General features: G+C 70.9%; 11 protein-coding genes. 3 read left to right on the forward strand and 8 right to left on the reverse strand.

Going from position 1 to position 14,974, the window contains the following annotated elements; translation table 11 throughout:
- Window positions 1-49 precede the first annotated feature (49 nt).
- Window positions 50-1,756 (reverse strand): glycerol-3-phosphate dehydrogenase/oxidase, encoded by a 1,707-nt coding sequence (locus P2L57_RS20205; protein ID WP_275816463.1) that lies wholly within the window; start codon window positions 1,754-1,756, stop codon window positions 50-52.
- Window positions 1,757-1,978: 222 nt separating this feature from the next.
- On the opposite strand from P2L57_RS20205, the gene P2L57_RS20210 reads away from it, so the two are divergent.
- On the forward strand, window positions 1,979-3,238 hold the full coding sequence (locus P2L57_RS20210) for a nucleotide sugar dehydrogenase (RefSeq protein WP_275816465.1): 1,260 nt from the start codon (window positions 1,979-1,981) through the stop codon (window positions 3,236-3,238).
- Window positions 3,239-3,248: 10 nt separating this feature from the next.
- On the opposite strand, the gene P2L57_RS20215 is transcribed toward P2L57_RS20210, so the two are convergent.
- Window positions 3,249-5,405 (reverse strand): hypothetical protein, encoded by a 2,157-nt coding sequence (locus P2L57_RS20215; RefSeq protein WP_275816467.1) that lies wholly within the window; start codon window positions 5,403-5,405, stop codon window positions 3,249-3,251.
- A 120-nt stretch (window positions 5,406-5,525) separates the two neighbouring features.
- A complete protein-coding gene (locus P2L57_RS20220) occupies window positions 5,526-6,776 on the reverse strand; it encodes a rod shape-determining protein (RefSeq protein WP_275816470.1) in 1,251 nt (416 codons plus the stop codon).
- Window positions 6,777-6,928: 152 nt separating this feature from the next.
- Between P2L57_RS20220 and P2L57_RS20225 the strand changes: the two genes are divergently transcribed.
- Window positions 6,929-7,582 (forward strand): hypothetical protein, encoded by a 654-nt coding sequence (locus P2L57_RS20225; protein ID WP_275816472.1) that lies wholly within the window; start codon window positions 6,929-6,931, stop codon window positions 7,580-7,582.
- Between the two features lie 65 nt (window positions 7,583-7,647).
- On the opposite strand, the gene P2L57_RS20230 is transcribed toward P2L57_RS20225, so the two are convergent.
- The 4 genes from P2L57_RS20230 to P2L57_RS20245 all read right to left on the reverse strand — a co-directional run bounded on the left by P2L57_RS20230 (window position 7,648) and on the right by P2L57_RS20245 (window position 12,574).
- The gene (locus P2L57_RS20230; RefSeq protein ID WP_275816474.1) at window positions 7,648-8,772 is read right to left on the reverse strand and encodes a GuaB3 family IMP dehydrogenase-related protein; all 1,125 of its coding nucleotides are present in this window, start codon (window positions 8,770-8,772) and stop codon (window positions 7,648-7,650) included.
- Between the two features lie 110 nt (window positions 8,773-8,882).
- On the reverse strand, window positions 8,883-10,397 hold the full coding sequence (gene guaB / locus P2L57_RS20235; RefSeq protein WP_275816476.1) for an IMP dehydrogenase: 1,515 nt from the start codon (window positions 10,395-10,397) through the stop codon (window positions 8,883-8,885).
- 145 nt (window positions 10,398-10,542) lie between these two features.
- Window positions 10,543-11,211 carry a sigma-70 family RNA polymerase sigma factor gene (locus P2L57_RS20240; protein WP_275816478.1) on the reverse strand — a complete coding sequence of 223 codons (669 nt, stop codon included), beginning with the start codon at window positions 11,209-11,211 and terminating at the stop codon, window positions 10,543-10,545.
- A 751-nt stretch (window positions 11,212-11,962) separates the two neighbouring features.
- The gene (locus P2L57_RS20245) at window positions 11,963-12,574 is read right to left on the reverse strand and encodes a response regulator transcription factor (RefSeq protein ID WP_003948568.1); all 612 of its coding nucleotides are present in this window, start codon (window positions 12,572-12,574) and stop codon (window positions 11,963-11,965) included.
- A gap of 554 nt (window positions 12,575-13,128) precedes the next feature.
- Here P2L57_RS20245 and P2L57_RS20250 point away from each other — a divergent pair.
- Window positions 13,129-13,434 (forward strand): WhiB family transcriptional regulator, encoded by a 306-nt coding sequence (locus tag P2L57_RS20250; RefSeq protein ID WP_255932531.1) that lies wholly within the window; start codon window positions 13,129-13,131, stop codon window positions 13,432-13,434.
- A 512-nt stretch (window positions 13,435-13,946) separates the two neighbouring features.
- Here the strand turns inward: P2L57_RS20250 and P2L57_RS20255 are convergent.
- Complete coding sequence (locus P2L57_RS20255; RefSeq protein ID WP_275816481.1) at window positions 13,947-14,879, reverse strand: LysR family transcriptional regulator; 933 nt, start codon at window positions 14,877-14,879, stop codon at window positions 13,947-13,949.
- Between the last annotated feature and the right edge of the window lie 95 nt (window positions 14,880-14,974).

The raw sequence follows: 14,974 nt of genomic DNA on the forward strand, positions 1-14,974 counted from the left end.
CCTCTCACTCCCCCGTCACGCCTGAGATCCCGGTGGCCGCACGGTCTTTCTAGAGGGGCACGATATCTGGCGCACCCAAGCGAGCAGCGTCCGCGGTCAGATCATCGGGTTGGCGTTGCGATTCGCGTTCGGCCTCGACCCGCTTCTCGTAGTGCGTCACCTCCTTTTCCAGGTGTTCCTTGTCCCAACCCAGCACCGGTGCCATCAACTCCGCCGCCTCACGGGCACTCAGCGTCCCGCGGTCGAAGGCCTCGATGGAGATCCTCGTACGGCGGGTCAGCACGTCGTCGAGATGACGCGCGCCCTCGTGCGAGGCGGCGTACACCACCTCGGCCCGGAGATAGTCGTCAGCCGCGGCGAGCGGCTCACCCAGCGTTGGGTCCGCGGCGATCAGATCCAACAGCTCGGTAATCAACGATCCATAACGATTCAATAGATGCTCGACGCGCACGACATGCAGCCCGGACTCGGCGGCGATGCGCGCCCGCGCGTTCCACAACGCGTGGTAGCCGTCAGCGCCGGTCAGCGGCACCTGCTCAGTGCAGCACTCCGCGACCCGGCGGTCCAGACCGTGCACCGCCGCGTCCACCGCGTCCTTCGCCATCACCCGGTACGTCGTGTACTTGCCGCCCGCAACAACCACCAGGCCCGGCACGGGATGTGCCACGGTGTGTTCGCGCGACAGCTGGCTCGTCGCCTCCGACTCCCCGGCCAGCAGCGGGCGCAGCCCGGCGTACACGCCCTCCACGTCATCGCGGCTCAGCGGGACCGCGAGCACCGAGTTGACGTGCGCCAGCAGGTAGTCGATGTCGGCGCTGGACGCGGCCGGGTGCGCCTTGTCCAGATCCCAGTCGGTGTCGGTGGTGCCGATGATCCAGTGCCTCCCCCACGGGATCACGAACAGCACGCTCTTCTCGGTCCGCAGGATCAGCCCGGTCGTCGAATGGATCCGGTCCTTCGGTACGACCAGGTGGATACCCTTGGACGCCCTGACGTGGAACTGCCCCCTCTCCCCCACCATCGCCTGTGTCTCGTCCGTCCACACCCCGGTCGCGTTGACGACCTGACGAGCCCGGACCTCGTACTCCCCGCCCTGCTCCACATCCTGCACCCGGGCACCGACAACGCGTTCACCCTCGCGGAGGAACCCCACGACCCGCGCCCGGTTGGCGGCCAGCGCACCGTAGGAGGCGGCCGTGCGCACCAGCGTGGCCACGTAGCGGGCGTCGTCCATCTGGGCGTCGTAGTACTGCAGCGCGCCGACCAGCGAGTCCTTCTGGAGGCACGGTGCCACCCGCAGCGCCTTGTGCCGCGTCAGATGCCGGTGGCCGGGCAGCCCGCGGCCGTGTCCCGAGGTGACCGCCATGGTGTCGTACAGCGCCACACCACTACCGGCGTACAGCCGCTCCCAGCCGCGATGCGTCAACGGGTAGAGGAACGGCACCGGTTTGACCAAGTGCGGCGCCAGCCGCCGGGTGAGCAGACCGCGTTCCTTCAGCGCCTCGCGTACCAGCGCGAAGTCCAGCATCTCCAGGTAGCGCAGACCGCCGTGGATCAGCTTGCTGGACCGGCTGGAGGTCCCCGACGCCCAGTCACGTGCCTCCACCACACCGGTGAGCAGACCGCGGGTGGCCGCGTCCAGGGCGGTTCCGGAGCCCACCACCCCGCCGCCGACTACCAGCACGTCGAGTTCCTCTTCGGCCATCCGTGCCAATGCGTGGGCCCGCTCCTGCGGCCCCAGTCGTGCGGTCTTCACTGTGCCTCCCGTTGCGGCCGGTCACACTGCCCGTGGATTCGATGGTGACCGCCATCCGAAGCGTCGGCCAGTCCGAAGCCGGTCGGCGCTGGTCGGTATCGATCGCGGACCGCGCCACACCCCCCACGCAAAGCGCTCAATACTAAATATCAGTCATATGTCCGCTTAACCTTAAATGCGCCATTCGGCACAACCAGACCTCCGGGAGAGGACTGAACCACCGTGCCCGCAGACCTCGCCATCCTCGGCCTCCACCAATTCGGTCTCCCACTCGCCCAAGCGGCGGCCGCGAGCGGCATCGGCGTCATCGGCTACGACACCGACCAAGCCGTCGTCGACGGGCTGAACACCGGCCGCTCCCCGATCGACGGGCTCTCCGCCGCCGGGGTGCGCAGGATGCTCGCCGCCGGATTCCGGGCCACCAGCGACCCGGCGGCGCTCGGCCGCGCCCGTACCGCCGTGATCTGCGCACCGACGCCGCTGGGCGAGGACCGCGCGCTGGACCTGTCGGCCGTCGCCGAGGCCGCCCGTACGCTCGCCGCCCACCTGCGCCCGCACACCACCGTCATCCTCGAATCGACCACCTACCCGGGAACCACCGAGGAATTCCTGCGCGGCATCCTCGAAGACGGCTCCGGACTGCGCGCCGGACGCGACTTCCACCTGGCGTACTCGCCCAACCGCCTCGACCCGGGCAACCGCGCCCACGGCATCGCCAACACCCCCAAGGTCATCGGAGGACTCACCTCCGCCTGCACCGAGGCCGCCGCCGCCTTCTACGGCCGGATCACCGAACGGGTGGTACGCGCCCGCGGGCTGCGCGAGGCCGAGGCCGTCAAACTGCTGGAAACCAACTACCGGCAGGTGAACATCGCACTCGTCAACGAGATGGCGGTCTTCTGCCACGACGCGGGCATCGACCTGTGGGACGTGATCCGTTGCGCGGAGACCAAGCCGTTCGGCTTCCAGGCGTTCCGCCCCGGCCCCGGCGTCGGCGGCCACGGTGTGGCGCTCGACCCCAACTACCTGTCGTACAAGGTCCGCACCCTGGGATATCCACTGCGGGTGGTGGAGCTCGCACAGGAGGTCAACGGACGCATGCCGCGCTACGTCGTACAGCGCTGCGCCACACTGCTCAACGAGCACGGCAAGTCGGTGCGCGGCGCCCGAGTGCTGCTGCTCGGCGTCACCTACAAGGCCGACCTCGCCGACCAGGAGGGCGCCCCCGCGCGGGAGATCGGCTCCCGGCTGATGGAACTGGGCGCGGCACTGAGCTACCACGATCCCTATGTGCCGGAGTGGCGCGTCATGGACCGGCCGGTGCCCCGCGCCGACTCGCTGTGGGAGGCCGCCGCGGACGCCGACCTCACGGTGCTGCTCCAGCACCACCGCACGTACGACCTGCAAGGCCTGGCCGTCAAGGCCCAGTTGCTGCTCGACACCCGTGGCGCGACACCGGCGGGCGCCGCGGCCCGGCTGTGAACCCGCCCGGTCAGCGTCGGCCTGCGCGGCGCGCCTGGCGCATCTTGTACGCGCCCGCGAGCAGCGCCAACAGCACCCCGCCCGCGATGATCGCCACCGCGCCCAGCGAGAACTTGCGGACGGTCACCCGGAAGGTGAGCGGATCGCCCCACGGCCTGCCGTTGGCCTTGGTGTAGAGCCGCGCGGTGACCTGCACCGGGCCGTTGGTGTGCGCCTCTACCTTGATCTGCTCGGTGTGGTTGGCGGCGGGGGGCGCCGAGATGGGGATCACCGGATTGTCGACCGTCAACCGGCCGGGAATGGAGGACCTGACCCGCAACTCCAGCCCGGCCAGGCTCTGTTGCAGCCCGTTGGCGACCGTGACCGGCACCGATGCCGAACCGCCCGCCACGGTGACCGTGCCGACCTTCGGCAGCAGGTGCACCGAGGCGATCGAGTTGTCCACGTACGCCTCCGCCCCCTGGGAGTACGACTCGGCGCCCTGTGTGTTGGCCCGCCAGCCGGTGGAGACCGCCCGCAGCATCGCCCGGTGCACCGCGCCCGTGGTGCGGTCCGGGTCGGACAGCACCTGCGCCAACGCGTCCAGATCCGGCTGGATGCTGTCCACCGCCTTGATGTCCTGCGTCGACAGTTCGGTGTCCCGCAGTTCCTGCGGATAGTCGCTCACCGGGCCGACCGACGCGGACGGCGGCTTGTCGGAGACCTGGTCGGGTGCGACCAGATGGATCCATCCCGCGGCGCTCGCCGCCTTCAACGCCTCGGACAGCGCCTGCGCCGCCTGCCCGGTCAGCTGCCGCGGCGGTACGACCACCAGCCCGCCCGGGGAGTCGGACGAGCGGCGCTGGGCGTCCAGCAGATCTCCGAGCAGTTCCTGACGGGCCGCCATCCCCTCGCCCTCGCCGGACAGGTCCCGCTCCAGCACCGCGTCCGACGCCGGATCGCCCACCAGGGCGGTCGTCGCGCCGCCCAGCGACACCCGCGGCTGCGAGGTCCCGGTGGACAGCCCGTTCCCGGAGGAGACCACGGTGGTCAGACCGAGCCTCCCGGTGAGCGAGACGATCGACCGGTCCACCGCGCCGCCGTACGGCCACGCCACATCGGTACGCGCCGAGGCGCCCAGCGTGCCGGCGGTGACCTCGCCGCCCAGCCGTACCGCGGGCCCGAGTTGGGCGCTCAAACCGTCACCACCGGAACCGTTGTGGGCGATGGAGGCCAGATCCGGATCGGCGTACGGCAGGGCGGACACCGTGTGCCCCTGCACCGCGCTCCGCACGGCGGTCAGCCAGGCGGCCGCCAGCTTGTCGCCGGTGCCCTTCCGGCTGTCCTGCGGATTGCTGCTGTCCGGGGTCTTGGCCACCTGGTAGCCGCTCGCCATCGACTTCGCCTCGTCCAACAGACCCGGATCGGCCACCCAGATGACGGGCAGGCCCGCGCCCGCAGCGACCACCTGCCACAGTCTGCCGCCGTTCTTGAACGCGCCCGCCAACGCGTCGTCCCGGAACACCGGTTTGGCGTTCTCGCCCGTACCGAGCGAAACCGCCTCCATGTGCGGGGTGTCGGACAGCGGCCAGAGCACGGCGACGTTCAGCGGCTGCCCACCGGCGTTCGGCGGGTACCACGGCAGATGTGTGCGCAACAGCCCCAGCACCGTGCCGTCCCCGCCGGCGAGGGCGACGCTGAGCCGGTAGTCCCGCGCGGCGGACAGGCCGAGCGCGGAAACCGGCACCTTGAGGGTGAACGGCAGGCTCTCACCGGGCACAAGTGAGGCGACGTCCTCGGTGTGCCCGGCGATCTCGCCCTCCTGGTCGACCCGCACCCCCAGGTGGGCGCCGGTGAACTGGCGGGTCGTGTTGTTGACCAGACGTCCGGTGACGGTGACCGTCGCGTCGGGCTTGGGCACGGCCGGGGACAGCGTGTCGAGGACGATGCCGACCGGGTACGTGGCGCCGCCGTCCTGGCTGTCCAGGGGCGCCTGCGCGGCCGCGGCCGGGGCACCCACGCCGTCCGTCGCACCGGGGGCGCCCAGGGCGAGCATCGCCAGGGGACCCACGATGAGTCCGCCGAGCAGGGCGGCGAGGCCCACCAGCACCACGGCGCGCAGGGCATGGCCGCGCGCCCCCGCACTCCCCTGACCGCTGGCAGGGGCATCCCCAACGCCGTATGCCACGTGGCCACGTACCCCCGTCCGCGTTTGCCGTCGTCTGCTCCACTCAACGCGCGATGGACCACTCGCGTCACTTGCCGCGGGCATCAGCGGGGTGACGCCGCGTCCGAACGGACGACGACGTCAGACCCGCGCCACGGTGTACGTGTACGAGGGCGGTATGGCATCCAACACCCGCCTCAGCGCGCCGAAGTCCTCAACGCACCTGCCGGTACCGATCGCCACGCAGTCCAACGGATCGTCGGCGACGATGACCGGCATCTGCAGTTCCGTACGCAGCCGCTCGTCCAGGCCGCGCAGCAGCGCACCACCGCCGGTGAGCACGATGCCGCGGTCCATGATGTCGCCGGCCAACTCGGGCGGGCACAGGTCGAGGGTGTGGCGTACGGCGTCGATGATCGAGTCGACCGGTTCGCTGATCGCGCGCCGCACCTGCTCGGCGTCCAGTTCCAGGGTCTTCGGCAGCCCGCTGACCTGGTCCCGGCCGCGCAGCCGACAGCGCTCGGTACGAGGAAGCGTCTGGGTGACCTCCACCTCGCCGCCGACACCGTCCGGCTCGTCGCCGCGCTCGTCCCGCGGCCCGACGCCGAACACGGGCCGGCCGTCCAGCCGCTGGCCCAGTGCGTCGTCCAGCTCCCGGTCCAGCTCAGGGTCCAGCTCCTGGTCGAGTTCCCGGTCCAGCCTGTCCAGCCGGACCGGCCAGGAGCCCGCGGCGGCGGCCGAGCCGATGGTCATCTTCACCTCCTCGGCGGTGCGCTCCCCGATGATCAGCGAGTGCTCGCGCCGCACGTACGACATGATCGCGGCGTCGATCGCGTCACCGGCGGTACGCACCGAGCGGGCCGCGACGATACCGCCGAGCGAGACCACCGCGACCTCCGTGGTGCCGCCGCCGATGTCCACCACCATGGAACCTATGGGGTCGCTCACCGGGAGGCCCGCGCCTATCGCCGCCGCCATCGGCTCCTCGATCAGATGGACCTGGCGAGCACCCGCGGAGGTCGCGGCCTCGACGACCGCCCGCCGCTCCACACCGGTGATCCCCGACGGCACGCAGACCACCACCCGCGGGCGCGCGTAGCGCCTGCTGCCCGCCACCTTGCGGATGAAGTGGGCGAGCATCCGCTCGGCCATCTCGAAATCGGCTATCACCCCGTCGCGCAGCGGACGGACCGCCACGATGTGCGTCGGGGTTCGGCCAATAGTGGACTTCGCCTCGGTGCCCACGCTGACCACCTCGCCACTGACGGCGTTGACGGCCACCACTGACGGCTCGTTGAGCACGACTCCCTGTCCTCGGACGTACACCAACGTGTTGGCGGTGCCGAGGTCAATACCCATGTCACGACCGGAGAACGTCTTCTTTTGCGCCATAAACACTAAGTATTGCCATAGTCGTATTTGCCCGCCCCTTGAGCGGCAGGTGGCCCAACGCCTCCACCGCGCTGTCGCGGCCGAGCTCTTGAGGCGCTGTCAGAGGCGACTGCTAGCCTCTGGCCGAAAACTCACACACGGGGGACAACTACATGAGCCAGCCCTGGCAGCAGCCATCCGCCAACAACCCGTACGCCCAGCCGGGGTACGGGCAGCAGCCGCAGGCGCAGCCGTCGTACGCCCAACCGCAGCCCCACCCCCAGCAGGGCTACGGCTACCCGCAGGCCGCACCGCAGAGCCAGCCTCAGGCCCAGGCCGCGCCCGGCGGCTACCCGCCGCCCGCCGCCCCGTACCCGGCGCAGTCCGCACCGCCGGTAGCCGTCATACCCCCGCGCCCGGACAACGTGGGTGCGGGCGTCCTGGCCGGTCTCGGCACGGCGGTGGGCACCATGCTGCTCTACGCCGCCATCATCCGGTTCACCAACCATGAGATCGGGTACGTGGCGCTCGCCGTCGGGCTCCTCATAGGCGCCGCGATGGGCAAGGCAGGCGGTCGCAATGCCGTACTGCCGGTGCTCGGCATCGTCTTCTCACTGCTCGCGGTCTGGTTCGGCCAGCTCGTCGGCATCGCCTGGCTGGCCACCCACGAGGCCCCGGGGCTGTCGTTCACCCACCTGTTCTTCGGCCAGTTCGGTGATCTGCTGAAGGCCTGGAAGGACAACCTCGGCGCGAAGGACTTCCTCTTCTTCGCGATAGCCGGCCTTGAGGGTTGGGCCATCACCCGCCGGGTGGGCCACAACCGCTGAGCCCGTCCCCGTACGCACGAAGGGGCCCCGGACTCAGACGAGTCCGGGGCCCCTTCGTCACCGTGTCAGCGGTGTCCGGCCACCGGGGCGACGGTGACCTCGACCCGCTGGAACTCCTTGAGCTCCGAGTAACCGGTGGTCGCCATCGCGCGGCGCAGCGCGCCGAAGAAGTTCATCGACCCGTCCGGCGCGTGCGAGGGACCGAGCAGGATCTCCTCGGTGGTCCCGGCCGCGCCGAGGTTCATCCGCTTGCCGCGCGGCAGTTCCTCGTGCACCGCCTCCATGCCCCAGTGGAAGCCCCGGCCCGGCGCGTCGGTGGCGCGCGCCAGCGGCGAACCCATCATCACCGCGTCCGCACCACAGGCGATGGCCTTCGGCAGATCACCGCTGGAGCCGAAGCCGCCGTCCGCGATGACATGCACATACCGGCCGCCGGACTCGTCCATGTAGTCGCGCCGCGCCGCCGCCACATCGGCGACCGCGGTCGCCATCGGCACCTGGATGCCCAGCACGTTGCGCGTGGTGTGCGCCGCGCCGCCGCCGAAGCCGACCAGCACACCCGCCGCACCGGTACGCATCAGGTGCAGCGCCGCGGTGTACGTGGCACAGCCGCCGACGATGACCGGCACGTCCAACTCGTAGATGAACTGCTTGAGGTTGAGCGGCTCGTGCGAACCCGACACATGCTCGGCCGACACCGTGGTACCGCGGATCACGAACAGGTCCACACCCGCGTCCACCACGGCCTTGGAGAACTGCGCGGTGCGCTGCGGCGAGAGTGCGGCCGCGGTGACCACGCCCGCGTCGCGCACCTCCTTGATCCGCTGGCCGATCAGGTCCTCGCGGATCGGGGCCGCGTAGATCTCCTGCAGCCGCCGGGTCGCGGAGCTGTCGTCCAGCTCGGCGATCTCGGCGAGCAGCGGCTCCGGGTCCTCGTACCGCGTCCACAGGCCTTCGAGGTTGAGCACGCCCAGGCCACCGAGGTTGCCGATCCGGATCGCGGTCTCCGGGGAGACCACCGAGTCCATCGGGGCGGCGAGGAACGGCAGCTCGAAGCGGTAGGCATCGATCTGCCAGGCGATCGAGACCTCCTTGGGGTCCCGGGTGCGCCGGCTCGGGACGACGGCGATGTCGTCGAATGCGTAGGCCCTGCGGCCGCGCTTGCCCCGCCCGATCTCGATCTCAGTCACTGTTCGCCTTTCTTCGTGGCCTGCCCGTCCAGTATCCCTGAGATGAGACGGCAGGAGTGAGCCCGCGCCCCTTGCGGGACGCGGGCTCACCGCCGTCGGACGGTCCAGCGTCAGCGCGTGTGGTAGTTCGGCGCCTCGGTGGTCATCTGGATGTCGTGCGGGTGGCTTTCCTTCAGGCCCGCCGCCGTGATGCGCACGAAGCGGCCCTTCTCCTTCAGCTCCGGAACGGTCGCCGCGCCCACGTACCCCATGGACGAGCGCAGGCCACCGATGAGCTGGTGCGCGACGGCCGACAGCGGACCGCGGTAGGGCACCTGGCCCTCGATGCCCTCGGGCACCAGCTTGTCCTCGGAGAGCACATTGTCCTGGAAGTAGCGGTCCTTGGAGTACGACTTGGCCTGGCCGCGCCCCTGCATCGCGCCGAGCGAACCCATGCCGCGGTACGACTTGAACTGCTTGCCGTTGATGAACAGCAGCTCGCCCGGCGACTCCTCGCACCCGGCCAGCAGGCTGCCGAGCATCACCGTGTCGGCACCGGCCGCGATGGCCTTGGCGATGTCGCCGGAGTACTGCAGACCGCCGTCGCCGATCAGCGGGACGCCCGCCGGGCCCGCGGCGAGCGACGCCTCGTAGATCGCGGTGACCTGCGGCGCGCCGACACCGGCGACCACCCGGGTGGTGCAGATCGAGCCCGGGCCGACACCGACCTTGACGCCGTCGGCGCCCGCGTCGATCAGCGCCTGGGCGCCGTCCCGGGTGGCGACGTTACCGGCCACCACCTCGGTCTTCAGGTTGGCCTTCACCTTGGCGACCATGTCGAGGATGCCCCGGCTGTGACCGTGCGCGCTGTCGATGACCAGGAAGTCGACACCGGCCACCACCAGCGCCTCAGCCCGGGCGAACGCCTCGTCGCCGACGCCCACCGCGGCGCCGACGAGCAGCCGGCCCTCGGCGTCCTTGGCCGCGTTCGGGTACTTCTCGGCCTTGACGAAGTCCTTGACCGTGATCAGGCCCTTGAGGCGGCCCTCGTCATCGACGAGCGGCAGCTTCTCGATCTTGTGGCGGCGCAGCAGCTCGATGGCGTCCTCACCGGAGATGCCGACCTTGCCGGTGACCAGCGGCATCGGGGTCATGACCTCGCGCACCTGACGGCTGCGGTCCGACTCGAAGGCCATGTCGCGGTTGGTCACGATGCCGAGCAGCTTGCCCGCCGCGTCGGTGACCGGCACACCGCTGATCCGGAACTTGGCGCACAGCGCGTCCGCCTCGGCGAGGGTGGCGTCCGGGCGCACCGTGATCGGGTCGGTGACCATGCCGGACTCGGAGCGCTTGACCAGGTCGACCTGGTTGACCTGGTCCTCGATCGACAGGTTCCGGTGCAACACGCCCACGCCGCCCTGGCGGGCCATCGCGATGGCCATCCGGGCCTCGGTCACCTTGTCCATGGCGGCCGACAGCAGCGGGATGTTGACCTTGATGTTCCGGGTGATCCGGGAGGCGGTGCTGACCTGGTTCGGGACCACGTCGGACGCACCCGGCAACAGCAGCACGTCGTCGTAGGTGAGCCCGAGGAATCCGAATTTCTCGGCGACCTTCTCGGCCACTCCGTCGGCGTTCGCAGTCATGACACCTTCCCCAATGCTCTTGCCCGGCGTGGCATCCCATGCTACTGGGGTTTGCGACCCTTCCCATCCGGCGCCTTTCGGCCCCTTCCGGTACAACGCCCACCGGACCGGCCGCGCCGCAAACGTCCCCGAACGGCCTACCGCGCTACGCCGTGAGCCCTCGCGGGTTGTCCGCCCGCATCGCGTCGGCCTGCATCGCCTCCGCCTGCTCGGCGAGCGCCCGCAATCTGCTCAGCGCACGGTGCTGGGCGACCCGGACCGCCCCCGGTGACATGCCGAGCATCTGCCCGGTCTCCTCCGCGGTCAGCCCGACGGCGACCCGCAGCAACACCAGTTCGCGCTGGGTGGCCGGCAGGTTCGCCAGCAGCGCCTTCGCCCACTCGGCGTCGCTGCTGAGCACGGCGCGCTCCTCGGGACCGAGCGAGTCGTCCGGGGTCTCCGGCAGGTCCTCGGACGGAACGGCGGTGGAACCCGGACCCCGCATAGCCGACCGCTGAAGGTCGGCCACCTTGTGCGAGGCGATGGCGAAGACGAATGCCTCGAAGGGACGGCCCTGGTCGCGGTAGCGCGGCAACGCGCACAGCACGGCGAGGCAGACCTCCTGGGCGAGGTCGTCCACGAAGTGACGGGCATCACCGGGAAGTCGGGACAGCCGGGTACGGCAGTAGCGCAGCGCGAGGGGGTGGACATGCGCCAGCAGATCGTGCGTGGCCTGCTCGTCACCCTCGGCGGCACGGCGAACGAGAGCACCGATACTCCCCGGGCCCGCGGCCATCCGGGACCCCCTGTGCTCGTCGGCCGCCTCGTCGCGCATCGGTCCATGGTGCCTTGCCGCCGGAGGATTCGCGGCACCGCGCCCGGAGTCGTGCGCCGAAGCGTTATCGGACGGTGTCCCGGAACCGCCCGGTGGCGCGGCCGAGTTGCGCTCCTGAGGGCCGCCTTCGGCGGATGGCGGAACGTGAGGCGGAACACCCTGGGCGCGCGGCGGGGCACTGTCGCCGGGGGGCGGCGCGGCCGCCTCGTGCGGCGGTGCGTCGACGTGCTGGGGTGATGCGCTCGCTGCCGTGATGTCGCGCACCCCGTGTCCCTCCCGCGCGCCCTTGCCCTCTAGTGCCGACGACTCCAGCGCCGTTCCCGCCGGTGGAACCGCCAAACCCTGACCGCCCCGCTCGCCTCTGGCCTCCGGCGAGGGTGCCGCCATCACCACAAACCCTGGCGGAAGCGCTCCACACTGCCCCGCCCGTCCGTCGCCCACCACCGGCGCTGCCGGAGGCGCTGCGCGCAGCCCCGCTCGCCGGTCCCCGAGGAAGTCCATACCCCAAGGATGCGTCCTCGCGCGAGCATCCGGAACTTCACGCCGCTGTCGATGCCCCGACCGGTCCTCGGCACACCGCCGGTACCGGGCCGCTCGCCCTGATCCGGGCGAGCGCCGCCGCGTGCGGGACGACCGGCCACGACGACGGACCGCGCCTCGGCCGAGGGTGGCGGCGCCGGGAACCGCCACACCGAAGGCCAGGGGCTGACGGGACGATGTCCCCCGTTGACAGCGGCGCACGGCGCGGACCTCAGCGCACCAGGCCCCAGCGGAAACCGAGTGCCACCGCGTGCGCCCGGTCGGACGCCCCCAGCTTCTTGAACAGCCGGCGGGCGTGCGTCTTGACCGTGTCCTCGGAGAGGAACAGCTCACGGCCGATCTCCGCGTTGGAGCGGCCGTGGCTCATGCCCTCCAGCACCTGGATCTCGCGCGCGGTCAGGGTGGGCGCCGCGCCCATCTCGGCCGAGCGCAGTCTGCGCGGCGCCAGCCGCCACGTCGGGTCGGCCAGCGCCTGGGTGACGGTGGCCCGCAGTTCGGCGCGCGAGGCGTCCTTGTGCAGATAGCCGCGGGCACCCGCGGCGACCGCGAGCGCCACCCCGTCGAGGTCCTCCGCGACGGTCAGCATGATGATGCGTGCGCCGGGGTCCGCGGACAGCAGCCGCCGCACGGTTTCGACACCTCCGAGGCCGGGCATCCGGACATCCATAAGGATGAGATCGGAACGGTCGGCGCCCCAGCGGCGGAGGACTTCCTCGCCGTTGGCCGCCGTCGTCACGCGCTCGACGCCGGGCACGGTCGCGACCGCACGGCGAAGCGCTTCTCGGGCGAGCGGGGAGTCGTCGCAGACGAGGACGGATGTCATGACCGCCCTCCGTAGCTGATCCGCGTCACGTTGAGCCTCCAGGCTGGTACGAATCGTCACCGGTGGGGCTGACGGCTTGAGGCACTTGCCCGATCGCCTCGCCGCCCAACCACCTCCGCACTCTCAACGACGCTCACTCGAAAGAGTTACGGAGTCTGGCAGCTGTCGTCGATACTCTACGTGATCACCACAACACGGATCGGCTACACCGCTCCACCAACCGTTGCATCACACCCCCCGGCGGAGCGCTACGGGCGCGCACGGCGAGCGCGACGGCGCCGGTTCGACCGACCGCGCCCACCGACCGGACACTCCCGGGCGCCCCGGGCGCCGCACACCTCGGACGGCGGAACGGCGCCGGAGCCGACGTCGAGCCCGACACCTGGGCCTAACGCCCGATTTTGAACTATTTGGCGGCTTTTTTTACCAAGTGGGGATGTTGAGACTAGATTGGCAATCAGTCATATTTACATCCAGTTGCATGCCAAATGTGCGCGGATGTGCACCGCCGCGGGCAGCACGTCCCGCAGGCAGACCTTCCGAGGGGATGAGCGATGGCAGATTTCTCCCGACTCCCTGGCCCCAACGCCGACCTGTGGGACTGGCAACTGGTGGCCGCCTGCCGCGGCGTCGACAGCTCCCTGTTCTTCCACCCGGAGGGCGAGCGCGGCGCGGCTCGCAGCTCCCGCGAGGCCGCCGCCAAGGAGGTGTGCATGCGCTGCCCGGTCCGCGCGGCGTGCGCGGCTCATGCACTGGCGGTGCGTGAGCCGTACGGCGTCTGGGGCGGACTCACCGAGGATGAGCGCGAGGAGATGATGGGCCGTTCGCGGAACCGGCTGATCAGCAGCCCGAGCAACTGAAGAATCGCTTCTGCGTGACCCCGCGGGCGCGACACCCCCGTGGGCGCGGCACCTGTGGGCGCGACCGAACGACACACGCCACGCGGCGCGTTGGGCGACCGCGGGCACTCGGGGCGGCGCGCCGCGCGGACCCGCGAGAGAATTGGGCGTTACGCCGTTCGAGTGAGCCGGACGAGGATTGTGCTCCGGTTGGCCTAACGCATACGACGGAAACGATTCACTCGAGCGGCGGACCCGCACGACACCTGCGGAGCAGTGGCCGGACCACTCGCCCCGGGCGGCGGACGGGACGGGGAGCCGCCACCAAGATTCCGGAACCGCCGCGACGGCGGACAGATCCCGGCGCCCCGGGCGGCGAGCAGCCCTACGGCGCGGATCTGCGGCCGCGCAATCCGCCGAAGACCGGCCGGGCAGGCCTTACGGCACCACGCCGACGCCCCCGCACCGTCCTCTACAGCCCCGCCCCGGCACCATCCCCGGCGGCCGGGCCGGGCGCATGCCCGACCGGCAGGTCAGCGACCGGCCGGAGGGTGGGCGGCCGCCGTCGCCAGATGGGTGAGCATGGCGTTCACGGCGGGCACGTGCTCCAGGTCCGGCAGCGTCAGTGCGACCACCTCACGGCGTACCACCGGGGCCATCTCGACGACCACGACGCCCTTGGGACGTACGGCCTGCAGCGCGAGCTCCGGCAGCATCGCGACGCCGAGTCCAGCGCCGACCAGACCCGCCACGGCCGGGTAGTCGTCGGTGGCGAAATCAATCCGCGGGGTGAAGCCCGCGTCCTCGCACACCCCCACCAGATGACGGCGACAGCGCGGGCAGCCCGCGATCCACTGTTCGTCGGCCAACTCGGCGATCTCCACCGAGCGGCCCTCGACGGCCACCTCGGCAAGCCGGTGTCCGGCCGGGACCAGGCCGACCAGGCGGTCGGTGAGCAGCGGCCGCACCACCAGGTCGTCCCACTCGGTGTCGGCGGGCTCCGCGGGCATGCCGAGATAACGGAAGGCGAGGGCCACCTCGCAGTCGCCGCCGCGCACCATCTCGACAGACCGCGGCGGCTCCGCCTCTTCCAGCGAGACCTGCGTCCCGGGGTGCGCGGCACGCATCTCCGCCACGGCGGTGGGCACGATCGTCGAACTGCCCGACGGGAACGACACCATCCGCACCCGCCCGGCGCGCAGCCCGGCGATCGCGGCGACCTCCTCCTCGGCGGCGGTGAGCCCGGCCAGGATCCCGGCGGCGTGCCGGGTGAGCGCCTCACCCGCCTCGGTCAGCCGCATCTCCCGGCCCGCCCGGATGAGCAGGGGCGTGCCCGCGGACTGTTCGAGCGCCTTCATCTGCTGGCTCACCGCGGGCTGTGTGCAGCCGAGTTCACGGGCGGCGGCGGAGAAGGAACCGCTTCGGGAAACCGCGCGCAGTACCCGGAGATGGCGTGCTTCGATCACCCTCCAACCATAAGCCATCCTTAGGGGTGAAAGTCAATTATTCTCCATGGACTTTGAGGTCGGGTGGGTGCAGTCTGGTGTTCGAGGGAGGGCAT

Source organism: Streptantibioticus ferralitis (assembly GCF_029223525.1).
GTDB lineage: Bacteria > Actinomycetota > Actinomycetes > Streptomycetales > Streptomycetaceae > Streptantibioticus_A > Streptantibioticus_A ferralitis.

Coding starts and splice junctions, on each gene's coding strand:
- P2L57_RS20225 (WP_275816472.1), top strand. CDS start 6,929: ATGAGCCAGCCCTGGCAGCAGCCATCCGCCAACAACCCGTACGCCCAG.
- P2L57_RS20240 (WP_275816478.1), bottom strand. CDS start 11,211: ATGCGCGACGAGGCGGCCGACGAGCACAGGGGGTCCCGGATGGCCGCG.
- P2L57_RS20220 (WP_275816470.1), bottom strand. CDS start 6,776: ATGGCGCAAAAGAAGACGTTCTCCGGTCGTGACATGGGTATTGACCTC.
- P2L57_RS20245 (WP_003948568.1), bottom strand. CDS start 12,574: ATGACATCCGTCCTCGTCTGCGACGACTCCCCGCTCGCCCGAGAAGCG.
- P2L57_RS20250 (WP_255932531.1), top strand. CDS start 13,129: ATGGCAGATTTCTCCCGACTCCCTGGCCCCAACGCCGACCTGTGGGAC.
- guaB (WP_275816476.1), bottom strand. CDS start 10,397: ATGACTGCGAACGCCGACGGAGTGGCCGAGAAGGTCGCCGAGAAATTC.